We start from the raw sequence: 24,261 nt of genomic DNA, 5'->3' as shown, positions 1-24,261 counted from the left end.
TACAGGATTGCGTACAGTTATTTTTGTATTAGCTTTGCATAAAGCGATTCATAATGCTCCACCACTATATGGGAACTAAAATGACTTTTCACTCTTTGAATGGCATTATCAGAAAAACTTCTATGTAACGCTTCATTTGATAATAGTTGTATTGCTTTATCTGCGATATCTTCCACGTTCCCTAAACTACAAAGATAACCTGTTTCACCATGTTCAATTACTTCAGGTATTCCCCCGATAGTAGTACCGATACATGGCACACCACAAGCCATCGCTTCTAGTAAGACAAGCCCAAAACTTTCTTTTTCAGAAAGTAATAACTTTAGATCGCTTATAGAATAAAGCTCCTCTACACCATCTTGTTTACCTAAAAATAAAACATGCTTTTCTAATCCTAAGCTTTTTACTAGCTTACAAACGACGGAAATTTCTGGACCATCTCCAACAAGAAGGAGTTTACTTTTCACCTTCTTTTGAATTCGTTCAAAACTTTTGATTACATCTTCGACACGTTTTACTTTACGGAAGTTGGAAACGTGAATAATGACTTTTTCATCTTCTTCAATTCCATATTGTTGCTTTAACTCTAAGTTGTCATGTTTATAGTAAACCCGCTCATCAATAAAGTTGTATACTGTTTCGATTTCTTTTTCTGGTTGAAGTAATTCGTACGTTTCTTCCACTAAAGAATGAGATACAGCTGTTACGATGTCTGAGCCTTCTATTCCGAATTTAACCATATTACTTAAGGAAGGGTCGTAACCTAAAACGGTTATGTCGGTTCCATGTAGGGTTGTTACTATTTTCAATTGATCGTTTGTCATTTTTTTCGCTAAATAAGCAGAAATGGCATGCGGGATTGCATAATGAACGTGGAGAATATCCAATTGTTCTCTTTGAGCGATTTCGGCCATTTTACTAGCAAGTGCTAAGTCATATGGTGGGTATTGAAACACCGAATATTGATTCACTTGTACTTCATGATAATAAATGTTGCTATATACTCTGTTCAGGCGAAATGGCATGCTCGATGATATAAAGTGAATCTCGTGTCCTTTTTCCGCTAACAGTTTTCCTAACTCCGTTGCAATAACACCTGATCCGCCAACCGACGGATAACATGTTATACCTATCTTTAGTTTCAAGTGTTATGCACCTCCTAATAAATCGTCCTCTAGTATGAGTGGCTCTTTTGCAAAAAAACCTTCTGCATAGTCACAGCCACATTCCGTACCGAACAACTTTTCTCTATCGATTACTCTTTGTATGTAGTTATTTGTTAGAGGTGTAGCTACACTACCCTCCGTTAGGATAAATTGACTCTCATATGCTTGTAGTGCTTCTTTTTTGATATGTATAAACTCGCTTATGTTTATGTAAAAATCAGGTTTATGAAGACCGTTAATCATGTAAAAATAAAGCTTGGAAACGTTATGTGGCTGCATGTTACTTTCTTCATCGAACTTTCGTATTTTTGCAGAAAATAATACCTCTTCCACGAGTTTTGCGCAATTTCCATGGTCAGGGTGTCTGTCAATTGAATAGGGAACGAATACTACTTTCGGTTTATATGTACGAATAACTCGACTTATCACCTTTATGTTTTCATCCGATATGTATAATCCTCTGTCTGGTAAGGATAATTGAATCAGTTCGTGAACATTTAACGTTTGTGCTGCTTTTTTCGCTTCTAGTTGACGATTTTCTTTCGTGCCATTGGAAGAGAGTTCTGCATACGTCAAATTACATATGCCTATTTTGTTGCCTTTTTGCACATATTTCGCAATGGTCCCACCCATACCGATTTCTACGTCGTCTGGGTGGGCACCAAATGCTAGAATATCTAAACTTGTCATTGCTGTTCCTCTTTTTCGTGGACAATCGTTCTCCATGTAAAATCACCGCGCTTTAATCCACGAATTAAGATTTCCGCAGTTCCCATATTCGTAGCAAGCGGGATAGCGTAAACGTCACATAAACGAAGCAATGCCGTTACATCTGGCTCGTGCGGTTGAGCTGTTAACGGGTCACGGAAGAAAATAACCAAATCCATTTTATTTTGTGCAATAAGCGCACCGATTTCTTGATCTCCACCTAATGGACCTGAACGAAAGCGATGAAGATGTAAGCCTGTTGCTTCAGCAATTTTCATGCCTGTTGTGCCAGTTGCGAAAAGTTCATGCTCTTCTAAAATAGTGCTATATGCTGTGGCAAATTGAATCATATCTGGTTTTTTTTGATCATGAGCGATTAAGGCAATTTTCATACTAATCTCTCCCCCTTTAATATTCTACTCGATAATATTTTCTAATCCGTAAACCAATATATCTAGGTCCATAATTTTTTCTACACACAATTTAACTCCTGACATGAATGAAGCTCTATTGTAAGAGTCATGTCGGATTGTAAGGGACTGACCTTCCCCTCCAAACATTACTTCTTGGTGTGCTACTAAGCCTGGTAAGCGCACACTATGGATGTGTATTCCATCTTTCGTAGAAGCTCCGCGTGCTCCCTGCATCGTTTCCACTTCTTCAGGATGGCCTTGTTTTTTCGGCTCGCGCGTTTTCGAAATTAGTTCTGCTGTTTTGATTGCTGTTCCTGATGGTGCATCTAATTTTCTGTCATGATGCAATTCCATGATTTCCACATCAGAGAAATGTTTTGCTGCCATTTGTGCAAATTTCATCATTAAAATGGCTCCAACGGCAAAGTTCGGTGCAATGATAACGCCTAGTTGCTTTTCTTCTGCCGTTTTTGCTAACTCATCTAGTTCTTCTTCATTAAATCCAGTCGTACCTACCACTGGACGAACTCCGTATTGTAAGGCAAGCTCTGTATGAAGGCGACCAATTTCAGGGGTTGTTAAATCAATTAATACGTCCGCATTTGTAGATTGAAAACATTCATGTGCATCTGTGTAGATAGTTCCATTTAGTGAGTCGTGGAAACCGTCTAGTTCTGATAATTTTTTTCCGTTATGTACTCGATCGATACAACCTACTAATTCAAAATGTTCTGTATTGGCAATTAAGTTGGCAGCTTCTTTTCCCATTCTGCCTCGTGGTCCTGCAAGGATAATTTTAATTGTTTTCATTAAGTTTGTTCCCTCCATCAATTCTTGTCCAACGATCTTTATCTCTTGTATTGAATTTATGCATCACACGGTCATGCGCTTCTTGTAAATCTATATTTAATGAGTTGGCAAAACAAATTAAGACAAATAATAAGTCTCCCATCTCTTCTTCTATTGTATTTTCTTTTTCTGTTGCTTTTTTCGGTTTCTCTCCGTGGTAGTGGTTCACTTCACGCGCAAGTTCGCCTAGTTCTTCCGTCATTCTTGCCATCATGGCTAGTGGAGAAAAGTATCCTTCTTTAAATTGAGATATGTATTGATCAACTTCTTGTTGCATCTGTTCCATCGTTTTCTTTTCCAAAAAGACTCACCTCTTTTTCATGTTAGCTAAGATTGACCGATTTGACAAATATTTAATATGAAAATAGCCCATTTACTTCTTAATTGGAGATACTTTATAATGGAGAAGTTGTTTTAATTAAAGGCTCATTTTAAGACCGCTGTTGATTTTTGCGCAAGTCTCTGCTTTCCGCAGGCGTGGCTGGAGCCTCCTCGGCTTCGCCTGTGGGGTCTCCAGTCCCCCGCTACTCCCGCAGGAGTCTCCGACTTGCGCAAAAATCAACCGCTAGATAGTTATCAAAAAACAATACTAACCTTAAAAGAGCCAAATTAAATTTAAAATTGGATATAGTATGGATCTGGCTTATTTTAGTCATTTAATTAGGAGGAAATTATGTTTAATGGGTTAAAGTTAGTTAATATTTTTTACATTCTTTTAGGGTCGGCAATTTTTGCATATGGACTAGTAAACTTTAATATGCAAAATAATCTAGCAGAAGGTGGCTTTACTGGAATCACTTTATTGTTATATTTTATGTTTGATTTAGACCCTTCTTATACGAACTTAATTTTAAACATTCCAATCTTCTTTATCGGTTGGAAGTTGTTAGGGAAGAACACATTTATTTATACCATTATTGGTACTGTCAGCTTGTCGGTATTTTTATGGATCATTCAACGTTTACCAATGATTATGTTCCCTCCGCTTATGGATGATTTAACATTGGCTGCATTGTTCGCAGGTGTTTCTATCGGTGTAGGGCTTGGAATTATATTTAGATACGGTGGTACAACTGGTGGCGTAGATATTATTGCCCGACTTGCACATAAATACATTGGTTGGAGCATGGGAAAAACGATGTTTATGTTCGATGCGGTTGTCATTGCATTTTCTATCTTAATGTATTTGTCTTATCGTGAAGGGATGTATACATTGGTTGCTGTGTTTGTTGCTGCTAGGGTTATTGATTTTATGCAAGAAGGTGCTTATGCTGCAAAAGGTGCAACGATTATTTCGGATAAGAATGAAGAAATTGCCGGTAAGATTTTGAAAGAAATGGACCGTGGGGCAACTATATTACGTGGACAAGGTACGTTTACGAAAGAAGATAGGAATGTCTTGTATTGTGTAGTGGCGAAAAATGAGATTGTAAAGTTAAAAAATGTCATTACGTCTGTTGATCCTCATGCGTTTGTAGCAGTTAGTGATGTGCATGATGTGTTAGGTGAAGGTTTTACGCTGGATGAGAATAAGAATCCAGTGGAGAGGTAATTTATATGGAGCTGGTTGCCTTTTATGGGTGAGCGGTTCCTTTTTTATAGTTTTAGGCCTGGCTATCGGTACTTTTTGATGGGCTATGGATACTTTTTCTATTCTAATAGGTACTTTTTTACTTTCTATAGATACTTTTTGGACCTCTATCTATACTTTTTACTTCTATCGGTACTTTGGGTTGGGCTATGGATACTTTTTCTATTCTAATAGGTACTTTTCGACTTTCTATAGATACTTTTCGGACCTCTATCTGTACTTTTTACTTCTATCGGTACTTTTTGATTGGCTATGGATACTTTTTCTACTCTAATAGGTACTTTTTTACTTTCTATAGATACTTTTTGGACCTCTATCTATACTTTTTACTTCTATCGGTACTTTTTGATTGGCTATGGATACTTTTTCTACTCTAATAGGTACTTTTTTACTTTCTATAGATACTTTTTGGACCTCTATCTATACTTTTTACTTCTATCGGTACTTTGGGTTGGCTATGGATACTTTTTTCTACTCCAATGGATACTTTTTTACTTTCTATAGATACTTTTTGGACCTCTATCTATACTTTTTACTTCTATCGGTACTTTTTGATTGGCTATGGATACTTTTTCTACTCTAATAGGTACTTTTTTACTTTCTATAGATACTTTTTGAACATCCAATCTATCCATTCTTTCCTATTAGATGAGCCATCAGACTTTATTATAATACAAAAATTAAAAACCACCCCTTAGATCTCATCTAAAGAGTGGTTCCCCATTAATTCCTATTATTCAAATACATTAAAATAAATCTCGTTAACTCCAGTACCGCTACTGCGGCAGCTGCAACGTACGTTAGTGCTGCTGCGTTCAACACTTTCTTTGTATGTCGTTCCTCGTTATTTGCAATCATTCCTAGTGACACCATTTGATTCATCGCTCGATTTGAAGCGTTGAATTCAACTGGTAATGTAACGACTTGAAACAACACTGCTGCGGCCATGAACAAGATTCCTAAGAAAACGAAGTTCATGGAGCCAAGTAAAAATCCACCGATAATTAAAAAGTAACTAAAATTCGAACCTAAACTAGCTACTGGTACTAGTGCATGTCGAATCCTTAAAAATGAGTAATTTTCTGCATCTTGAATAGCATGACCTACTTCATGAGCTGCAACCGCTGCACCTGCAACGGAATTACCATGATAATTGTGTGATGACAAGCGAACCACTTTTGAACGCGGGTCATAGTGATCTGTTAGGACCCCTTTTGTTTCTTCAATTCGAACATCATGAAGTCCATTATCATTTAAAATTCTTCTTGCAACTTCTGCTCCAGACATTCCAGATGAAGTAGCTACTTTGGAATATTTGTTATACGCTCCCTTTACTCTTGATTGAGCCCACATTGGTACGATAAGGAGAATGGCAAAGTAAATGAGATACATCGTCATGGAATCATCTCCTTTAAAAGAATGACATGTTTTCTTATGAAAATATTACTTCGTCCTTTTTAGTGTTGTCAATCTTTAAGCTTTTTACGCTCTGGACTTTTTTTACGATCCGCTGCGTACTTTCTAATCGCAACATATGCTAATGTCACGATGATAAAACTGCCAGTACTTAACATTACCCAAATTAAATTAGGATCTGTATCATCTTCTTTTAAGTTTTCAAATAATTTTCTAAAATCTTGTTCCACACTTTCAAGGTACGTTGAATTATAAGAGCGGAACAGTTCATCCCTATTTTCATCTAAAAACTGTATATGTGCATCAACTGTCATGACGTTTTCATACTTTGCATCAATAATTAAACTAGGTTGAATGAGGTGAAGTGAGTCACGCAATTTGGACAATGAGTCGCGATATAAATCACTATCTTTCAGTTCAATGGAATCTTTTAAATGTTGAAAAGTAGAAATAATCGGCTGTTGCATTTCTACCCATAACGGCTGGTGATTTGAAGTCATTGCATCTACAACAAGTCGTAATCGAATCATGCTCTTTACCTTCTCATCATGTGAAAGCTCCACATTGTTTACAGCAACAAGTGCATCTTGGTGCACCATTGTAATCGTACGTACTTGATCCATTGGAACGGTTCGCTGATGGATCACTGCTGTTGTAAATTCATCAGAAAAAATCTCTAATAAATTGTTTGCCTCGAGGTAACGTTCTTGACGGGTAAGTTGTAATATATTTTCTGTTAACTCGTTTAATTGAAGTTGGTGTGTTGACTGTTTTATTGTTTGTTGTGCAAAAATAATGGTTGGTATCGTAAAAATACATAGTATAAAAATAATAGCTATTCTAGACTTCATCCTTGTCCCTCCTAAGCAATCTAATAAAGCATATGATTGGTGGGACAAGGATAGAACATTATTTGATAGACAACTTTAACCTGTCATCTCTTAATACAAAGTAATAGGCAATCGCAATACAAAAGATACTTAACCAAAAAGTAAAGTAGCCGATTTCTGCCATGTATTTCGTTAAACTACCATACCATGGCATCATTTTAAATACGTAATCGATCACATCATTATGTAGAGTCCACACACCCGCAACAATTAGGTGCCACTTATTAAAACGGTAATAAGGACTATAGAGTACACCTTGTACAGCCATTGCGCCATGAGAAAAAATCAACATGTATCCTTCAATAGGTAGATAGCCAGTCTCCATTAGCGTCAGTATGTTCATAACAACTGCCCAAACACCATATTTCACTAATGTAACAATGGCTAAAGCCTCGAATAATTTAAAACTACGCCCTAAAATAAAGCCAAGCAATACAATACAAAAGAAAAGACTGGCTGTTGGACTGTCTGGAACAAATATTAAGAAAATTGGTGGTGTTTCTATTAATTGAACTTTATACCAAATGTACCCATATATCGTTCCGAGCAAATTTATAAGAAACACAATCCAAAGCATTGTTTTTGTTTTTAATAAATGAAGAAACCACAATAGCATAATATATCCTCTCTTCTAAAAAGGGTTACCTTTTCATTATGGCTGTTTTAATTTTCTGATAAACAATAATAAGAAAAAAACTGGCTAAAAAATAGCCAGTTTACTCTAATTCTGCAGCAAGTTCGTTCATTTCTACTAAATATTCAGCAAGGATTTCAAGTTCTTCATCTGTACCTTGGAATAATCCAGCAGCCATGGTTTTGATACCGTTTAACGCGATATCTTTATAGTCTTCTGCAGTATATTGAGGATTGTCAAGTAACGAAGGTGCAAGACCTGGGTTACCTTGAAGGTTGTTAGCGTGACAACCTAAGCATGATGCAGCGTAGATTTGATATCCTTCTGCTTCTTCATCAATCTCAATTGCTACCTCTTCACGGATGGCACCTTGTTCTTTAGCAGCTTCCCAGTCGTGGCTTACTACTGATTGCCATGTTAAGAAGAAGATAGATGCGATAGCTAATAACATCAAACCAGTTGCAATTGGACGTTTTGAAGGTCGGCGCTCCGGCCCACGATCTAAGAATGGAGCAAATAGTAATGCACCAAATGCTAATCCAGGCATAACAATAGCACCAATAATTGTATAAGGTCCAGCCGCATACTGATATTTTAGTAGTTCATATAAGAATAAGAAGTACCAGTCAGGCACAGGAATATAAGCTGTATCTGTTGGGTCTGCTATACGCTGTAGTGGCGGTTCGTGAGCGATTGTTAAACTTAAGAAACCGATTAAGAATACTGCTCCTACCATCCACTCTTTTAATAGGAAGTTAGGCCAAAACGCTTCTGTTTTGCCTGGATACTCCGAGTAATCTTTCGGAATATTCGGCTTTCTCTCTGCAGGAACTCGAGAGTCACCGACGAATTTCATACCTTTCCCTCTATGCATACATATCCCCCTCCTTTTTTGTATGATTTATTTCTTATAGTGGACCTGAAATTCCTTGTTTACGGATCATAACAAAGTGAGCTCCCATTAGTCCGAAAAGAGCTGCTGGTAAGAAGAATACGTGAATTGCGAAGAAACGAGTTAACGTTTGAGCACCAACAATGTCAGGGTGTCCTGCAAGCAATGTTTTAGCCGCAGTACCGATAATTGGAGTTGCCTCTGCAATTTGTAAACCTACCTTTGTTGCGAATAATGCTTTCATATCCCAAGGTAATAAGTAACCTGTGAAACCTAAACCTAACATTACGAAGAAGATAAGTACTCCAACTACCCAGTTAAGTTCACGCGGCTTTTTATAAGCACCTTGGAAGAACACGCGTAGTGTATGTAGAAACATCATTACGATAACTAAACTAGCTCCCCAGTGGTGCATACCGCGTACGATTTGACCGAACGCTACTTCGTTTTGTAAGTAATATACAGATTCCCAAGCGTTTTTAATATCTGGAACGTAGTACATTGTTAGGAACATACCAGATAAAACTTGGATTACTGTTACGAAGAATGTTAATCCACCGAAACAGTATACAAATGCTGAAAAATGATGTGCTGGGTTAACATGTTCTGGAACCTCATGGTCAGCAATATCACGCCACATTGGCGTAATATCTAAACGTTCATCAACCCAATCATAAATTTTATTTAGCAAAGATTACGCCTCCCTTCAGTTTCGTGGTCTTGCTTTACCTAAGTAAAGTGTTCCATCTTGTACTTCATGCTCATATACATCTAGAGGTGCGATTGGGGCAGTGCCCGGCACGTTAACACCATCTTTGTAATATAAACCGTAGTGACATGGACAGAAGAACATTTCAGGGTTAGATGGGTCCGAGTTCCAGTTGACCGTACAACCTAAATGTTTACATACAGGTGATAATGCAATGATGTTTCCGTTATCATCTTTATACACCCAAGCAGCTAATGGTACTTCTGATTCATACCAAGCGTCAACTTGGTTTACTTTAAAGTCAAAGCGTTGTGGTTCATTCGTGATTTCGTCTACGCTAACAACTGGTACCATGTCTGATTCGCCACCAGCTTTTAATACTGGGTCGATTGCAAAACGTACCATCGGTATTAACATACCCGCAGCCATGAATCCACCTACACCAGTTAAAGTATAGTTCAAGAATTGACGTCTAGATACTCGATGATTTTTCTCGCTCATTTGTTTTTCCCCCCTCTATAGAAAAAACTACGTCCAAACGGACAGTCAGTTAGATAACACATAGAAAACTAGGACATACTCATGATATATCAATCTTCGTTGAAGGTCAATAATTCATTGCATAGAAAAGATGACTTTGATGTGACTCTTTTAACTTCTTATTATTAAAATCTAATAATTGTTGAAAAATATTCATAATTTGTTCATATTTATATTTTTTCTTTGTAATTTACCGCTGATGATTGTAGCGCAAGTCTTCGCTTTCCGCGGGCGTAAAAAGGAAGGTTATTTTCACTATCGTGAAAAAACCTACTCCTCATTGCTATGCGCCTGCGGGGTCTCACTTGACGCACTTTTCCCGCTGGAGTCTCGTGCCTCGTGCTATCATCAACTATATTAGTATTAATTATTTAATGAGTATTACTAACAGATAAAAACACAAATATTTCACTGCCATTTTTGGATGAAGATTGGTAGGAGTTGGTTCATTTGGTCTGTTATTATTTTTTGTTTGTATTTTTCTTCCATGTCTTCTAGTGGAATGGATGGAAGCCACATTAGTTTTGCTTCGGTTATCTCTGATGCTACTTGTTGCCAGAAGTTGTCTGATGTAAGTAGGAAGACGTGCTTGATGTCGCTCTCTAGTAAATGTGTCACATATTCATTAATTGCTGCGACGTTTTTTTGTTGGTCGGTGGCTGATAAGTATGTATACGATGGCAAGAGAATTATTCTGCCTTTAAATTGACGCTCGAGTTCGTTACTTAAGATGTTTATGTATTCTCCTAGTGCAGCCGTTTGTTTTACATTAGTTGAAAAATTAATTGGGATTAATGGAATGACAACTGTGTCTATGTATTCTTTTGATTGCTCGAAAACGGTTATGTCTTTACTAGTCCATTTCATGTTGAATCAGTCCTTTCTGAGGTTCACCTCTCATAGATGAGTATATGAAAACATAAAGGGAATGGCAAGGGTGAAGCATATGGTATATAGGTTAGTTCTTCTCTCTGAGGATTGGAGAAATTCTAATTTCTATTATGAGGACCACCATTTACTCTTGACGACTTCGAGTTGTTCCTCATTCGTCTGGTGACGGCCATCTTCAGTTCTCGTCAGCTTCGAGTTGGTCCTCATTCGCCTTAAAAATATAGCTATGTTAAAGCTTAGTGTTGATAATTTAGTACTTATACCCTGTTGATTTGCGTGCAAGGCTTCGCTTTCCGCGGGCGGGCCGGGAGCCTCCTCGGCGCATGCGCCTGTGGGGTCTCCCGCTCCCCGCTTCTCCCGCAGGAGTCTCAGCCTTGCACGCAAATCAACAACGAACTTTAACACAGCCAAAAAAATAAAAGAACCCTACGCTTCCCATCACGTAAGGTTCTTACCTATCAAAAAGTTAATTTAATCTTCGCAAGTGCTCTGTTAGAGATTTAAATGCCGTTTTATCTTGTTTGTCTAACGCCTCATCGATCATTTTCATTAGTTTTTCTTTTTGGAAAGTGAAGATGGATTGCTCTAAAAACTTTTCTGCCAGAATACGGTCTTTTTCGTTACTTTGATTATTTTTTGGCATGAAAGGATTATCTTCTAATACAGCCGCATATTGCGGGGAGTGATAAACAGATTTGAAGTTAAGTTGAATGTAGATATCTTCATCTCTATTAAGGCGAATATCATGGAATGATTTCTCTGCATCTGTCGTCATGACATTTTGTTTATAAAAGCGAAACGGAACTTCTTCGACACAATGAGTAGACATGACAATCCCTCTAGGACAAAATTGCGCCTGTTCGACGAAATGCACTTTTTTCATTAATTGATCATGACTCATTAAATAATTTAAAATCCATACACATTCTCTTCTTTTTAGCTGATAATTGCCTAAAAACCACCGAATGAAGTCCTTCTTCTCGTTGACAGAAACAGGGGTAGCCATTTAGATTGTCCCTCCTCTGCGATTTTAGTTAGCTTTACCCTGGAAATGGACAACCATTTAATCGAATAAAGCCTAATCGTTCATCCTTGCATAAATGTCTAATAGTTCTGTATTTGTAGGGTCGTGTTGTAATAACGTTTCAAATAAAGGCTTTGCTTCTTGTAATCTACCTTCTTCATAAAGGAAAAATGCATAATCATGAAGGAAGCTTATGTCATCTTTATAAGAAGTATATGCTTGACGGTAGTGATTTAATGCATCAGAATATTGCTCTAATCCTTCTTTTGCACGTGCTAAATCCCAATCAAATCGAGGGTCATATTCTCCAAACTTTTCAAGCTCTTGAATACACTCTACAACATCTTCAAATCTTTCTACTTGTAAAAACAATTTAGTAAGTGTGGTTGCTGCTTCGACGTAGCCAGGATCTAAGGCAATTGCTTCTCGTAAAAGTCGTTCCGCTTCTTCCACATGATTTAATTTTAATGCCATTTTCGCAGCATAAAGTTGTAGTTCTTTATTATATTCGTTAACCCCTAACCCTTCTTTTGCCGTACGTAAGCTATCTTCTAATGCGCCTTCATGTTCATAAGCTTTTGCTAAGTAAAGGTATAACGAAGCATATTCAAAATCAATTTGTTTTACCTCGTTTAGTTTTTCGATAGCCGTTTTATAATATCCTGCTTGAAAGGCCGTAAAGCCATACTGAAACAGTGTGTCAATGTTCAACTCTTTTTGCAGTGCTTTGTCGTAAAAAGGCAGTGCTTCTTCAAAGTTTCCAGTACCACTATAACACTCCGCAATCCTTACATCTAAAGGAAATTCTACGATTTCAGAAGAGTCTTTTGCCCCTTGGAACAATGGCAATGCTCGTCTATAATCTCCTTGCGATAAGTACAATTCACCGAGAGCGATGTCGATAATCGGTTCATTTTGTAGTATTGTTTTTGCTTCTAAAAGTTTTCTTTCACTAACTTCAAACAACCCTTGTGACTGATAAAGGTCTGCAAGTAACATTAAGCTTTGTGGGTATGCCTCATCTTTTGCATCCAAATTTTCTAGTAATTCAATGGCATCATCTTCTTCATCAAGGTCGATGTGAACCTCTGCAAGTGACACGATTAGCTCACTTTCATTTGGATAGAGGTAAAGCAGCTCCATTAAAACACTTTTCGCTTCGTTCACAAGTCCAAGCTGCATGTAATACTGGGCAATATTATATTTTTCATCATCTGTAAAAGATGATTGATTTTCTTTAATTAATGCAAGGCCTTCTTCGCTATTCCCTTCCATAATTAGATGGATAGCTTTATCTAACACTTTGTTTGTCACAATCAACCTTCTCCTTTGATCTATTCACTCTAATTGAAAATGTCCTGGTACGGTAACCTTACATTCATTACCAAAACCAGGTCGAAAATAAACATCTTGACTTACTTTCACTATTTTCCCTCGGTGAACAGTAATTTCTGGGCTATGAATATGATAATCCAAGTCAGAAGCAGTTTCAATTATACTGCCTTCTGGACAGATATATAGATTATAACTAACTTCGCCACCGATGCGGATATCTCCTTTACTTGGATAAATTCCTAATTTCATTAATAAGTCTAATTTTAATGGGAAGTTAGTAGGGGGACAATGAGGTAAATGTACTAGCTTTGATTCGGTCATTGTCACACTCCATATCTTTTGTGCGAGCTTCTTTTCCTTTTTTTCTTCTGGAAAAATTGGTACAAACGTAATCGGAAATTGATAAAGAGCATCTTTTATCCAGCTCCACGCCTTCGTTTCCATCAAAGAAGGGTCATCCATCGTTAAAAAGATAGCTGGGATTTTATGTTTTTTGCATAAACGTACAAGCGAGGGTGTTAATTTACCGAGAGGCACTTGAATCGCAAAATAATAGTCAACTGGACTATTTAATAGCTTTGTTCTGGCGCGTTTCAACTGAGGTAAAAGGTCCATTTCATTGGAAATAGAAAAAACTGCTACTATCGCTGTACACCCTTTAAGCAAATAATTTTCTTTTACGTATAACTTATAGTCTGCAAAATCCATTGTTTTGCCGATAAAGTCTAACATAACATGGCCAGGTGTTAAGATGTAATGTGACAGATCCATTTTGATTAAGTTTTTTGTCTCCAGTGCTTCTTCTCTCATCCATGAAAATTTGTCGTTTTTGACAATGATGGAAACATTGCTAACTTGATTGCCTATTTTTAATACATTAGCTTTTTCCAAAATGTAAGACAAAAAAACACCCCCATGACTTGTCTTAGACAATTATTCGTCTTAAGACAAGCTATGAAGGGAATGGCAGTTGTATGAATTTTAAATTTAGTTTTTTTCCATCAACAAGGATAAGTGTTCAAAAAATGTAGGGTAGGAAACATTAATGGCTTCGCTGTTTTCTAAGTGTACTTCCCCGTCTGCGATTAGTGATGCAATTGCAAGCATCATTCCGATACGATGGTCGCCATAGCTGGAAACGGTTGCGCCGTGTAGTGTTGTTTTCCCTGTAATAATCATTCCATCCACGGTTGCTTCAATGTTTGCACCCATTTTGCTTAATTCTTGAACAACCGTATCGATTCTATTCGTTTCTTTCACTTTTAATTCTTCTGCGTCTTTAATAATAGTCGTTCCCTCTGCACATGTTGCAAGTAGCGCAATTATTGGAATCTCGTCAATTAATCTTGGGATGAGGCTTCCGCTAATTTCTATCCCTTTTAAACTCGATGACATTACCGTTATATCGGCATATGGCTCTGCTACATCTTCACGCAAGTTAGTGATAGTAATGTGTCCTCCCATACGTTCAATCGCTTCGATTATACCTGTACGTGTAGGATTCATCCCCACTTTTTTCAGCGTGATTTTACTATTTGGCACGACCAGACCTGCCACTAGAAAAAATGCTGCCGACGAGATATCTCCTGGAACGGTGATATGCATACCGCCTCGTAGACGTTGCTTCCCTTCCAATATAACCGTATTTCCGTCTTCTTCCACCGTACAGCCAAACGCCCGCAACATTCTCTCCGTATGGTCTCTAGATTTATATGGTTCTTGCACGGTTGTAACTCCTTCTGCTTGCAATCCAGCTAAAAGAATAGCTGATTTTACTTGGGCAGAAGCAATCGGCGAGGAATAATTTATACCTTGTAGTTCCCCACCATTGATCGTAATCGGTGTATAGTTAGCATCTTCTCTACCTGTAATATGGGCACCAAGTTCTCTCAATGGGTTCGTTACTCTTTTCATAGGTCGTTTGGCGATAGAATCATCACCAACTACAACAGAGTGAAACGGTCTTCCTGCTAATACACCCATCATTAATCTCGCCGTCGTACCAGAGTTCCCAACATCTAGTATTGCTTTTGGCTCTTGTAACCCTTCTAGTCCGTTCCCATACACAGTAACACTTGTGCCTGCTTGCTCGATTGTCACTCCTAGGTTTCGAAAGCAGTTTATCGTACTTAAACAGTCCTCGCCATCTAGAAAGTTTTCAATGGTCGTTTTGCCGTTTGCGATAGAACTAAACATGACAGAACGATGTGAAATGGATTTATCGCCAGGAACTTGAATATCACCAATTAATCCTATTGTTACGTTAGAAGTAAGTTTCTTATTCACTATGGGTTGCCCCCCTTTATTCTATAAAATATATGTATCGTAAGTTGTCTTATTTTTGATACAATCCGCTGCTTTTTCTCGGTCTTCTTCTGTTTGGAAGCTAATTGTTAATACTCCATACACTTCCGTACGAGTTTCAATAATGCGGATATTCGTAATACTAATTCTTTCATCTGCTAAATGACCTGTAATTTCGGAAATGACCCCTGGGCTATCTGGAACGTCAATAAATAGGTCGTAATAAGAGGGAATAGCACCTTTCTCTTTTAAAGGTAACCCATCTCGATATTTTTTGGCAACTTCAAAGAACGTGTATAGAGACGTTTCATCTCCTTTTTGTATGGAATCTTTTACATTGGCCATATGATGTATCCAATTATCCATAATAGATAATAGCGTCTCTTTGTTTTGTAATAAGATATCTTTCCACATTGTAGGACTACTTGAAGCAATACGGGTAATGTCTCTGAATCCTCCAGCGGCTAATCGATTCACATAAGGAAATGATTGTTCATAGTGCTCCGCTTGATGAACAAGACTTGCAGCTATAATATGTGGAAAGTGACTTATAACACCTGCAACAGTATCGTGTTCATCCGCTTCCATTATAACAAACTTAGCTCGGGTACCACTTAATGCTTCTTTTAACTGTTCCACTTTTTCCGGTTGTGTATGGTTAGTAGGAGTTAGTATGTAATAGGCATTCTCAAATAATAATGTTTTGGCAGCAGTTACACCACTTTTATGAGAACCAGCCATCGGATGGCCTCCGATAAACGTTATAAATTCATTCGAGAATTTCGCGTTAGCATATTCAACAATCTTCTTTTTCGTACTACCTACGTCTGTTATCGTAATAGGTTTTTTGTATTTAACTTTGGACAGATTTTCCATTACCTCGATCGTTTTTTCTACAGGGACGGCAATGATAACAAGGTCACATTTTTTGGCAGCTGACATATAACATATTGCTTGTTCATCTATTACTTTGAGCGCTTGGGCTACATTCATTGTTTGTTTGTCTATGTCAAAACCGATAATGTTTAATTCTGGGTTTTTATTTTTTATCGCTAGTGCAACGGATCCTCCAATTAAGCCGAGGCCTATAAGTAATACATTTTTCATGTTGTTATAACTCCTTTAAATATGACAATGATACTGTTAATAAGGAAAGGAACCATCATTTTAGATTCTGGTTCCTTTTCCATTAGGCATAGTATTTAGCATTTCCTTCTGTTTGTCTTATATAATCTGATAAGATAGTAATGATTTCTTCGTTTTGATTATGTGTACCTACAGTTATGCGTAAGTGTGTTGGAAAACCTAACGCTTTACCTGATCGAACAATATAGCCGTGTTGTAATAAGTATTGAAATACAACATCGCTATCTTCTTCCACATCAATTAGAATAAAGTTGCCTTCGGATGGATAATAGTTTAGGTTATTTTCGTTACAAAAAGTATAATACTGAGATAAACCTTCTTTGTTTTTTTGTACGCAATTTTTTATAAATAGTTGGTCGCCAATGGCTGCTGTAGCAGCAACTTGGGCAAAAGAGTTACCATTGAACGGTTCTCTTACTGGTTCTATTTTCTTAATAAAATCTTCCGTACTAATACCGTAACCAATTCGGAAGCTAGCAAGACCATATACTTTGGAAAACGTTCTAGTTATCAATACATTTTTATATGAAGTTAATAGTTTGATTGTATTAGGATAGTCGCTTGCAGTGGCATACTCACAATATGCTTCATCTATGACAACTAACGTAGTACTAGGTACTTGATTAATGAAAGCTTCAAGCTGTTCATTTGAAATGTATGTTCCAGTTGGGTTATTTGGGCTGCATAACCAAACAACTGCTGTGTTTTCGTCTATGGCATTTAACATTGCTATTAAATCATGATTTCCTTCATTGTCCAGTGGTATTTCACGTACTTCTGCTCCTTCAATGGTAGCGTTATGTTTATATTGAGGAAAAGTTGGCGTTGCCATAACAGTATTTTTACCAGAGTATAAGAGACTTCTACATACCATTTGAATGACTTCATCTGAACCATTACCAAATATAAGTTGCTTTTCGCCAATTTGAAGGTGGTTTGATAGTTTTTTTCTTAAGTCTGTCGCATACCCGTCTGGATATGTGGAGGCCTTTTCTATTTGTTTTGTAACAGCAATTTTAACTTGCTCGGAGCATCCAAACGGATTCTCATTGGATGCCAGCTTTGTTATTTTTTCTAATCCCAATTCCCTCTTAACTTCATCCATCGATTTACCAGGTTGGTATGGAGTTAACGTGTGTAGCTGCTCTTTTATCTTCATAAATATCACCTTTCATTTAGGCTATGTTAATAACCGCTGTTGATTTCCGCGCAAGTCTCCGCTTTTCGCGGGCGTGTCTAGGTCAAGCGGCTAGCTCCTCGAGGATAAGCCATGGCCATCCTGAGGGCAAAAACCGCCCACAAGCTGACCCTGTCTTATCCTTGTCGGAGCTGTGCGAGCCGCTTTCACATTTCGTAGTGGCTGGAGCCTCCTCGGCTTCGCCTGTGGGGTCTCCAGTCCCCCGCTACTCCCGCAGGAGTCTACGACTTGCGCAGAAATCAACCGCTTAATAGGTTTCAATCAATATTAACCTCTAACACATCCGTCTTTCATTTAAAATAGGAGAAATGATTTCTTTTATGCGTTGTTTTATCTGTAATAGAGCAACTGCTTCGTCTTGTTTTATCGTGTCTAATAGCTCTTCTACCATTCTCACAATGGCACTACCAATTATGACACCATCGCATATTGAGCTAACATATTCGACTTGATTTTTATTAGATATGCCAAAACCTACTGCAACTGGTACGTTGCTAAACTCTTGTGCTTGTTTCACAAATGCTTCTATATTCGAATTTAGCTCTGACCGTTCTCCAGTTACTCCTACAGAAGAAACACAATATAAGAATCCTGTTGCACGTGTTGCAATTTTTTCTATTCGCTCTTTGGAAGTTGGTGCAACTAGTGATATTAGCTCTAATCCATAGTCGGTACATATACTTCTACACTCTGTACTTTCTTCTAAAGGAAGGTCAGGAATGAGTAGTCCATCTACACCATTTTGCTTCGCTAAAGCACAAAAGGATTTGTATCCTAATTGTAACACAGGATTTAAGTACGTAAAGATAATTATTGGTATTTTCAAACCGTTTAAGCGCATTTCACCTGCAAGTTCTATTGCTCTTACAATATTCATTTCATTTTTTATTGCTCGACTAGATGCTCTTTGAATAACTGGTCCATCCGCAAGTGGGTCTGAATATGGGACACCAAGCTCTAGTATAGATGCTCCCACTTCTTGAAGAGTAAGCGCTAATTTTATTGTAAAAGAAGGATTCGGATCTCCAGCCATAATAAATGGAATGAATAGTTTGTTATCTGACGGTAAATTATTCATTATAAATACCTCTCTTCTAAAACTGGTAATAATGACTGTACATCTTTGTCTCCTCGTCCAGACAAGCAAACTACGATACTATCTTTTTCACTCATATAGGATGCGTTTTTCATTGCTAAGGCTAGAGCATGTGATGTTTCTATGGCTGGGACAATTCCTTCTGTTTGAGAAACAATAACTAAAGCCTGCAGTGCTTCTTCATCCGTAACACTTTCGTACGCAACGCGTTTATTATCTTTTAAGAAAGCATGTTCTGGTCCTATTCCAGGATAGTCTAATCCAGCAGAGATGCTATATGGCTCTTGTATTTGTCCGTAATTATCTTGTAGTATATAAGTAAAAGAACCGTGAATAATCCCTTTCGTTCCTTTAGTTAAAGTAGCGGCATGATAAGGGGTATTTGTACCTTTACCAGCTGCTTCTACTCCAATTAATTCAACTTCATCCTCTATGAAAGCATGAAACATCCCAATAGCGTTACTTCCACCACCAACACAAGCAACTATTTGTGTTGGCAACATTCCTTCTCTTTGAAGAAATTGTTTTTTCGTCTCTTCTCCGATCACTTTTTGAAACTCTCTTACCATATAAGGATAAGGATGAGGTCCAACAACGGAACCTATCATATAAAAGTGATCTTCACAATGTTGAACCCAGTAACGTATCGCTTCATTTGTTGCATCTTTTAACGTCTTACTACCGCTATGAACAGGGATTACTTCTGCCCCTAATAGCTTCATTCGAAAAACATTTAGTTGTTGCCTATTAATATCTTCTTCTCCCATAAAAACTTTGCATGAGAGTCCAAACTTTGCAGCAACAGTTGCTGCTGCTACACCATGCTGTCCAGCACCTGTTTCTGCAATTATTTTTTTCTTCCCGAGCTTTTTTGCTAATAGAGCTTGAGCAATTGCATTGTTAATTTTATGTGCGCCAGTATGGTTAAGATCCTCTCGTTTGAAGTAAATTTTTGCTCCACCAAGTTTTTCTGTTAGGTTTTTAGCGAATGTTAACGCAGTCGGTCTTCCAGAGAATTCTTGCAAATGAAAAAGAAGTTCGTCTAAGAAGTTCGGATCTTTTAATGCATCGTTTAACCCTTTTTCTATTTCTTCTAAAGGAGCCATTAACGTTTCTGGTACATATTTTCCTCCAAATTCACCAAATCTGCCAAAAAAATCCGGTTTGCGGTCTGTAGAATTTATCATGCTTTCCATCCTCCTCATTAATAGTTCATCTTTCCTGAAATCACATTCTATTCCAGAAGAAATATCTATTCCATCTACTTTGTATTTTAATAACTCATGTATATTTGATGCATTTATTCCACCAGCTATGAAGCATGGAATAGATAGTTTTCGGGCTACTTCTTTGTAGGTTGGTATATGTGTCCAATCAAACGATCTACCCGTTCCCCCGTATTGAAGACCAATTTTACAATCTATTACCATTCCATCTATTATCCCTTTAAAAGCAAGAATATCTGAGGCTTGCCAATCAGGTGTGTGGTGAAACACTTTCCAAATATCTTGATTTACTTTTCCTCTCAATCTTTTAATATATTGGGGAGACTCATCACCATGTAATTGAATTATAGATAGTGGTAAAACATTGGAAGTACGAACTACTTCTTCAATTTCTTCATTTACAAAAACTCCAACCAACCTCTTATCGCCAATGCTGACTTTATCTATCCATAAAGCTACCGTTTCTGCACCTACTTTTCGTTTGCTCTCTGCAAAAACGAACCCTATATAATCTGCCTTTGACCTAATAGAAAGGCAAAAATCTTGTATGCTTTTATTGCCACAATATTTTAATTTCGTCATTTGCCTACTTCTCTACTAAACATCTTTTCTATTCCTTCTTGAATATCATTGGATTTCATAATAGCTTCCCCTACTAAAACTGCATTAGCTCCATATTTTTTCACATAATCTAAATCTGCCCTTGTAAATATTCCACTTTCACTAACTAAAATAGAGGATGCAGGTACGAGAGACATAACGCTTTTTGTCGTTTCTATGGAAGTCTCAAATGTCGTGAGATCTCTGTTATTTATGCCTATGATTTTTGGATTGAAAGTATCTAAAACTTCTAAAAGTTTTCTACTACTATGCACTTCTAGTAACACTTCCACTCCTAAGGAAGTAGCTAATTCATATAGTTTCTTTAGTTTTTGCACCTCTAATGCTTCCGCTATTAGTAATAATGCATCCGCTCCATACTCTACACTTTGAATAACTTGTGCTTCACTTATAATAAAATCTTTTCGAAGAACAGGAACATCTACAACTTCTTTCACTAATTTGATATAGTCGATTGATCCTTGAAAGTATGTCTCATCTGTTAAAACCGAGATAGCGTCCACCTTTGCTTCTATAAACTGCTTTGCAATTTCTACAGGATTGAAATCGGCACGAATAACTCCTTTAGACGGTGAAGCCTTTTTTATTTCAGCGATTAAGGCAATGTCTCTTTTGGGATGTTTTAGTGCATGAATGAGCGACTTACCTTCTCTATGTTCGTGTATTTCATTTATTTTTTTAGAGTTTAGTTGTAAGTTTTCGATTTTTTTAGTTTCCAGTATTTTTGCCAGCATATATTTGACCCTCTTCCTCTTGTAAACTAAGAAATTTCTTAAGTGCTACTCTGTTTTGTAATAGAGATTTCGCAAAATGAATCCCTGACTCAAAGGTTGGTTTCACACCAGAAACATATAGTGCAGCACCAGCATTTAATGCAACAATATTGATAGCACTCTCAGGAGTTTTCCCTAGGAAAATATCTTCTATAATGGATGCACTTTGTTGTGTATTTTTCACTTGAATTTCTTTTATATCACTAAGTTCCATCCCAAAGTCTAATGGAGAAACTATATATTCATTAATCGTTCCATCTTTTATCTCGATTACGTCCGTTTCAGATGAAATACTTATCTCATCTAAACCATCACGTCCAGAAACAATCATTACATGATTTGTACCAAGATATTGCAATACTTTTGCCATCTTTCTTGCATAATCGATAGAAAATACACCGATAACTTGATTTTCACATGCTACTGGATTAGCTAATGGCCCTAAAATATTAAAGATTGTTCGAAATCCGATTTCTTTTCTAGAGAGAGCCACGTTTTTCATAGAAGTGTGAAACTTCGGTGCAAATAAGAAAGCCATTCCTTTCTCATTTAGTCTAGTAATGGCAGCTTGTTTATCTAACTGAATCGGAATACGTAGTGCTTCTAGTACATCCGCACTCCCTGTATTAGAGGAAAAAGCGCGGTTCCCATGTTTGGCTACAGTTGCTCCACCACTAGCTGCTACGATAGCTGCAGCTGTTGATATATTAAAGGTAGATGCTTTATCCCCACCTGTGCCACATGTATCCACTAAGTTTGTTTGTTGGTAGGATATTCGGCTCATTTTTTTCCTCATAGCCATAGTAAAGCCAATCATTTCTTCAACTGCTTCCTCTCTAAACCTTAGGATGGTTAAGATACTTGCTATTTGACTATCTGTAACTTCACCGTTCATGATCGATGTCATTGTTTTTTCTGCTTCATCAATTGATAAAGTTTTTCCGTCTAGTAATAGTTGAATTGTTTGTTTAATCATTCGCTAACACCCCTTTTTCAGAGAAAATATTATGTGCCATTTGAATAGCATGAAGCAATGCCTTCGCTTTGTTTTTAGTCTCTTCCCACTCTAACTCTGGAATAGAATCCGCAACGACACCGGCACCTGCTTGTATATGAAAGTTATCATGCTGTTTTTCTATTGTTCTTATTGTTATACAAGAATCGATGTTGCCATCAAAACTTATATAGCATACAGCTCCTGCATATTTATTGCGTGCTATTGGCTCTAACTCTTCTATTATTTGCATCGCCCTTACTTTTGGAGCACCTGAAACGGTACCCGCTGGAAAAGTTGCTAACAGGGCATCCATCGGTGATTTTGATGCGTCTAGTTGACCATTGACTACACTGATAATGTGCATCACTTCGGAAAAATAGACTATTTCTCTTAACCTAGTCATTTTAACGGATCCATACGTTGCAACACGGCCGATATCATTACGAGCTAAATCTACCAGCATAATGTGTTCCGCTGCTTCTTTTTCATCTTGTAAAAGGCTTTCCTTCAATTTCTCGTCTTCTTCTGTCGTATTTCCACGTCTTCTAGTTCCTGCTATCGGATGAATTTCTAGTTCGCCGTTTTTCACTTGAATTAATCGCTCTGGTGAACTACCTATCAACTCACTATCTTTTAACTTAATATAAAACAAATAGGGAGAAGGATTTGTGTTGCGTAGCACCCTGTAAACGTCGAAAGCTTGTATATTTGACTTTACAGTAAATCTTTGTGACAAAACGCATTGAAAGATATCTCCCTGGTGTATATACTTTTGAATCTTTTTTACGTCATTACAATATCTTTCTTTCGTATAACTAGAGGCGACAGGCAAGTATTTTTTTATACTTCGTTTGTCTAACGTAGATGATGTTTCTTTTTTATCGTTAACCGGTTGATGAATTTGTTGTATCAACGTTTTTAATCTACTTTTACCTTTTTCGTAATGCAGTTTTTTCTGGTCAACAGTTTCCTTTCCACTTAATTGAACATAGTGAATAATCGAAGTGTTATTCTTCTTATGATCCATTACAAGGAGTGTTTCACATATATACAACTGGACTGTGTGATCGTTTCTGTTTCTTTTCTTAAGCGGTACTTTATCTATAAATTGGATATGATCATATGCTATATATCCAACTGCTCCCCCTGTAAAGGGAAGGTTCAAATCTTTTACCGTTTTAATTTTAAAAATATCTGTTAATGCTTGAAAGATTGCAGAAAGACTTGTCGATTGAAAAATAATCTTTCCTTTCATATCTTTTAAGGAAATGACTTCTGACCCTTCAATCGTAAACATAGGATCTAAGCCAATAAATGAATAGTTTGACCAAGCAGATTTGTCATCTTTACTTTCTAACAAATAAACAGCCTCTTTTTTTAATGACTCAAATATTTCTATTGGTGTCATCCTATCCGATAAAAAGTTCTCAAAAACAGGGATAATCTCATACTCTTGGGAATGTTGTAAAAAAGAAGTTAAACTCAAAATACTCGCTCCTCCATTTAATAATCATGGAGAATGAGTGAAGAGGAATGTATAGATGCCTATACTGTAGTGGAATTTTTCTATTATTGGCTCTGCTAAACATAGCTGTTGATTCACGGGAGAGTCGCTGACTCCCGCTCCAATCAACAGAAAGATATGTTTATATCAACAATACTTTTTAACAAAGCCCATTATTCAAGGATTTCTCCTAAAAATAAACAACCCAAAGACACTTTCGTCTTTGGGTAGAAAAATTTTAAACGTTAACTCTGCTCTTCTCAACTCATTCTCAGCTCTACCCTACTCATCTCAACTAATAATCAATTCTCAAGTCTCATCTAATAACTATCTCTCAA

Annotated in this window: 25 protein-coding genes and 1 pseudogene; 1 reads left to right on the top strand and 25 read right to left on the bottom strand. The window is 37.2% G+C overall.

Annotation, left to right across the window (positions count from 1 at the left end):
* Positions 1-17 precede the first annotated feature (17 nt).
* The 5 genes from bshA to CDZ89_RS08405 are packed head-to-tail and all read right to left on the bottom strand — an operon-like array spanning position 18 to position 3,437.
* On the bottom strand, positions 18-1,145 hold the full coding sequence (gene bshA, locus CDZ89_RS08425) for an N-acetyl-alpha-D-glucosaminyl L-malate synthase BshA (RefSeq protein ID WP_096153813.1): 1,128 nt from the start codon (positions 1,143-1,145) through the stop codon (positions 18-20).
* A 3-nt stretch (positions 1,146-1,148) separates the two neighbouring features.
* On the bottom strand, positions 1,149-1,856 hold the full coding sequence (gene bshB1, locus CDZ89_RS08420) for a bacillithiol biosynthesis deacetylase BshB1 (RefSeq protein WP_096153811.1): 708 nt from the start codon (positions 1,854-1,856) through the stop codon (positions 1,149-1,151).
* The gene (mgsA, locus tag CDZ89_RS08415) at positions 1,853-2,266 is read right to left on the bottom strand and encodes a methylglyoxal synthase (protein ID WP_100333505.1); all 414 of its coding nucleotides are present in this window, start codon (positions 2,264-2,266) and stop codon (positions 1,853-1,855) included. Before mgsA ends, bshB1 begins: the two co-directional genes overlap by 4 nt.
* A 24-nt stretch (positions 2,267-2,290) precedes the next feature.
* Positions 2,291-3,097 (bottom strand): 4-hydroxy-tetrahydrodipicolinate reductase, encoded by an 807-nt coding sequence (dapB, locus tag CDZ89_RS08410; RefSeq protein ID WP_100333504.1) that lies wholly within the window; start codon positions 3,095-3,097, stop codon positions 2,291-2,293.
* Positions 3,084-3,437, bottom strand: coding sequence for a nucleotide pyrophosphohydrolase (locus CDZ89_RS08405; RefSeq protein WP_096153805.1), 354 nt, complete (start codon positions 3,435-3,437; stop codon positions 3,084-3,086). Before CDZ89_RS08405 ends, dapB begins: the two co-directional genes overlap by 14 nt.
* A gap of 372 nt (positions 3,438-3,809) precedes the next feature.
* On the opposite strand from CDZ89_RS08405, the gene CDZ89_RS08400 reads away from it, so the two are divergent.
* Positions 3,810-4,688, top strand: coding sequence for a YitT family protein (locus CDZ89_RS08400; RefSeq protein ID WP_096153803.1), 879 nt, complete (start codon positions 3,810-3,812; stop codon positions 4,686-4,688).
* 530 nt (positions 4,689-5,218) lie between these two features.
* On the opposite strand, the gene CDZ89_RS19610 is transcribed toward CDZ89_RS08400, so the two are convergent.
* From CDZ89_RS19610 to trpE, 20 genes and pseudogenes are all read right to left on the bottom strand, one after another.
* Positions 5,219-5,362, bottom strand: a complete 144-nt coding sequence (locus CDZ89_RS19610) for a hypothetical protein (RefSeq protein ID WP_157842700.1) — start codon at positions 5,360-5,362, stop codon at positions 5,219-5,221.
* Positions 5,363-5,450: 88 nt separating this feature from the next.
* Complete coding sequence (locus CDZ89_RS08395; protein WP_096153801.1) at positions 5,451-6,125, bottom strand: zinc metallopeptidase; 675 nt, start codon at positions 6,123-6,125, stop codon at positions 5,451-5,453.
* 68 nt (positions 6,126-6,193) lie between these two features.
* On the bottom strand, positions 6,194-6,994 hold the full coding sequence (locus tag CDZ89_RS08390; RefSeq protein WP_096153799.1) for a sporulation protein YpjB: 801 nt from the start codon (positions 6,992-6,994) through the stop codon (positions 6,194-6,196).
* Between the two features lie 58 nt (positions 6,995-7,052).
* Positions 7,053-7,649 (bottom strand): lipoprotein heptaprenylglyceryl N-acetyltransferase LhaT, encoded by a 597-nt coding sequence (locus CDZ89_RS08385; RefSeq protein ID WP_096153797.1) that lies wholly within the window; start codon positions 7,647-7,649, stop codon positions 7,053-7,055.
* A gap of 100 nt (positions 7,650-7,749) precedes the next feature.
* A complete protein-coding gene (locus CDZ89_RS08380; RefSeq protein WP_096153796.1) occupies positions 7,750-8,541 on the bottom strand; it encodes a menaquinol-cytochrome c reductase cytochrome b/c subunit in 792 nt (263 codons plus the stop codon).
* A gap of 34 nt (positions 8,542-8,575) precedes the next feature.
* On the bottom strand, positions 8,576-9,250 hold the full coding sequence (gene qcrB / locus CDZ89_RS08375) for a menaquinol-cytochrome c reductase cytochrome b subunit (RefSeq protein ID WP_096153794.1): 675 nt from the start codon (positions 9,248-9,250) through the stop codon (positions 8,576-8,578).
* A 15-nt stretch (positions 9,251-9,265) separates the two neighbouring features.
* Positions 9,266-9,769, bottom strand: coding sequence for a ubiquinol-cytochrome c reductase iron-sulfur subunit (locus CDZ89_RS08370; protein WP_096153792.1), 504 nt, complete (start codon positions 9,767-9,769; stop codon positions 9,266-9,268).
* A 447-nt stretch (positions 9,770-10,216) separates the two neighbouring features.
* On the bottom strand, positions 10,217-10,675 hold the full coding sequence (locus tag CDZ89_RS08365) for a YpiF family protein (RefSeq protein ID WP_096153790.1): 459 nt from the start codon (positions 10,673-10,675) through the stop codon (positions 10,217-10,219).
* A gap of 490 nt (positions 10,676-11,165) precedes the next feature.
* Entirely contained in the window at positions 11,166-11,705 is a 540-nt protein-coding gene (locus tag CDZ89_RS08360; protein WP_096153788.1) for a ReoY family proteolytic degradation factor, read from the bottom strand.
* A gap of 72 nt (positions 11,706-11,777) precedes the next feature.
* Complete coding sequence (locus tag CDZ89_RS08355; RefSeq protein ID WP_096153787.1) at positions 11,778-13,037, bottom strand: tetratricopeptide repeat protein; 1,260 nt, start codon at positions 13,035-13,037, stop codon at positions 11,778-11,780.
* 24 nt (positions 13,038-13,061) lie between these two features.
* Positions 13,062-13,961 (bottom strand): hypothetical protein, encoded by a 900-nt coding sequence (locus tag CDZ89_RS08350; protein WP_096153785.1) that lies wholly within the window; start codon positions 13,959-13,961, stop codon positions 13,062-13,064.
* A gap of 84 nt (positions 13,962-14,045) precedes the next feature.
* On the bottom strand, positions 14,046-15,344 hold the full coding sequence (gene aroA / locus CDZ89_RS08345) for a 3-phosphoshikimate 1-carboxyvinyltransferase (protein ID WP_176483707.1): 1,299 nt from the start codon (positions 15,342-15,344) through the stop codon (positions 14,046-14,048).
* A 21-nt stretch (positions 15,345-15,365) separates the two neighbouring features.
* Positions 15,366-16,469, bottom strand: coding sequence for a prephenate dehydrogenase (locus CDZ89_RS08340; protein ID WP_100333503.1), 1,104 nt, complete (start codon positions 16,467-16,469; stop codon positions 15,366-15,368).
* An 82-nt stretch (positions 16,470-16,551) separates the two neighbouring features.
* Positions 16,552-17,667 (bottom strand): histidinol-phosphate transaminase, encoded by a 1,116-nt coding sequence (hisC, locus tag CDZ89_RS08335; RefSeq protein ID WP_096153782.1) that lies wholly within the window; start codon positions 17,665-17,667, stop codon positions 16,552-16,554.
* A 313-nt stretch (positions 17,668-17,980) separates the two neighbouring features.
* The gene (trpA, locus tag CDZ89_RS08330) at positions 17,981-18,784 is read right to left on the bottom strand and encodes a tryptophan synthase subunit alpha (protein WP_096153780.1); all 804 of its coding nucleotides are present in this window, start codon (positions 18,782-18,784) and stop codon (positions 17,981-17,983) included.
* A complete protein-coding gene (gene trpB / locus CDZ89_RS08325; protein WP_227521576.1) occupies positions 18,784-19,989 on the bottom strand; it encodes a tryptophan synthase subunit beta in 1,206 nt (401 codons plus the stop codon). The genes trpA and trpB overlap by 1 nt, the downstream gene beginning before the upstream one ends.
* An 18-nt stretch (positions 19,990-20,007) precedes the next feature.
* Positions 20,008-20,610 (bottom strand): annotated as a pseudogene (locus CDZ89_RS20115) (phosphoribosylanthranilate isomerase); the annotation flags it as partial.
* Positions 20,607-21,383, bottom strand: a complete 777-nt coding sequence (gene trpC, locus CDZ89_RS08320) for an indole-3-glycerol phosphate synthase TrpC (RefSeq protein WP_096153776.1) — start codon at positions 21,381-21,383, stop codon at positions 20,607-20,609. The pseudogene CDZ89_RS20115 and the gene trpC, both read right to left, overlap by 4 nt.
* On the bottom strand, positions 21,358-22,398 hold the full coding sequence (gene trpD, locus CDZ89_RS08315; RefSeq protein ID WP_100333501.1) for an anthranilate phosphoribosyltransferase: 1,041 nt from the start codon (positions 22,396-22,398) through the stop codon (positions 21,358-21,360). The genes trpC and trpD overlap by 26 nt, the downstream gene beginning before the upstream one ends.
* The gene (gene trpE, locus CDZ89_RS08310) at positions 22,391-23,908 is read right to left on the bottom strand and encodes an anthranilate synthase component I (protein WP_100333500.1); all 1,518 of its coding nucleotides are present in this window, start codon (positions 23,906-23,908) and stop codon (positions 22,391-22,393) included. The genes trpD and trpE overlap by 8 nt, the downstream gene beginning before the upstream one ends.
* Positions 23,909-24,261: the final 353 nt, after the last annotated feature.

It is taken from the genome of Bacillus alkalisoli (genome assembly GCF_002797415.1).
Classification (GTDB): domain Bacteria; phylum Bacillota; class Bacilli; order Bacillales; family Bacillaceae_I; genus Bacillus_CD; species Bacillus_CD alkalisoli.
The sequence above is the reverse complement of the archived record's forward strand: the minus strand, read 5'-3'. Positions and strand labels throughout refer to the sequence as shown.

Bases quoted from the DNA above. Each gene is read 5' to 3' on its own strand.
- bshB1 (WP_096153811.1), bottom strand. From the start codon at position 1,856: ATGACAAGTTTAGATATTCTAGCATTTGGTGCCCACCCAGACGACGTA.
- mgsA (WP_100333505.1), bottom strand. From the start codon at position 2,266: ATGAAAATTGCCTTAATCGCTCATGATCAAAAAAAACCAGATATGATT.
- dapB (WP_100333504.1), bottom strand. From the start codon at position 3,097: ATGAAAACAATTAAAATTATCCTTGCAGGACCACGAGGCAGAATGGGA.
- CDZ89_RS08400 (WP_096153803.1), top strand. From the start codon at position 3,810: ATGTTTAATGGGTTAAAGTTAGTTAATATTTTTTACATTCTTTTAGGG.
- CDZ89_RS19610 (WP_157842700.1), bottom strand. From the start codon at position 5,362: ATGGATAGATTGGATGTTCAAAAAGTATCTATAGAAAGTAAAAAAGTA.
- CDZ89_RS08395 (WP_096153801.1), bottom strand. From the start codon at position 6,125: ATGACGATGTATCTCATTTACTTTGCCATTCTCCTTATCGTACCAATG.
- CDZ89_RS08390 (WP_096153799.1), bottom strand. From the start codon at position 6,994: ATGAAGTCTAGAATAGCTATTATTTTTATACTATGTATTTTTACGATA.
- CDZ89_RS08385 (WP_096153797.1), bottom strand. From the start codon at position 7,649: ATGCTATTGTGGTTTCTTCATTTATTAAAAACAAAAACAATGCTTTGG.
- CDZ89_RS08380 (WP_096153796.1), bottom strand. From the start codon at position 8,541: ATGCATAGAGGGAAAGGTATGAAATTCGTCGGTGACTCTCGAGTTCCT.
- CDZ89_RS08370 (WP_096153792.1), bottom strand. From the start codon at position 9,769: ATGAGCGAGAAAAATCATCGAGTATCTAGACGTCAATTCTTGAACTAT.
- CDZ89_RS08365 (WP_096153790.1), bottom strand. From the start codon at position 10,675: ATGAAATGGACTAGTAAAGACATAACCGTTTTCGAGCAATCAAAAGAA.
- CDZ89_RS08360 (WP_096153788.1), bottom strand. From the start codon at position 11,705: ATGGCTACCCCTGTTTCTGTCAACGAGAAGAAGGACTTCATTCGGTGG.
- CDZ89_RS08340 (WP_100333503.1), bottom strand. From the start codon at position 16,469: ATGAAAAATGTATTACTTATAGGCCTCGGCTTAATTGGAGGATCCGTT.
- hisC (WP_096153782.1), bottom strand. From the start codon at position 17,667: ATGAAGATAAAAGAGCAGCTACACACGTTAACTCCATACCAACCTGGT.
- trpA (WP_096153780.1), bottom strand. From the start codon at position 18,784: ATGAATAATTTACCGTCAGATAACAAACTATTCATTCCATTTATTATG.
- trpB (WP_227521576.1), bottom strand. From the start codon at position 19,989: ATGATAAATTCTACAGACCGCAAACCGGATTTTTTTGGCAGATTTGGT.
- trpC (WP_096153776.1), bottom strand. From the start codon at position 21,383: ATGCTGGCAAAAATACTGGAAACTAAAAAAATCGAAAACTTACAACTA.
- trpD (WP_100333501.1), bottom strand. From the start codon at position 22,398: ATGATTAAACAAACAATTCAACTATTACTAGACGGAAAAACTTTATCA.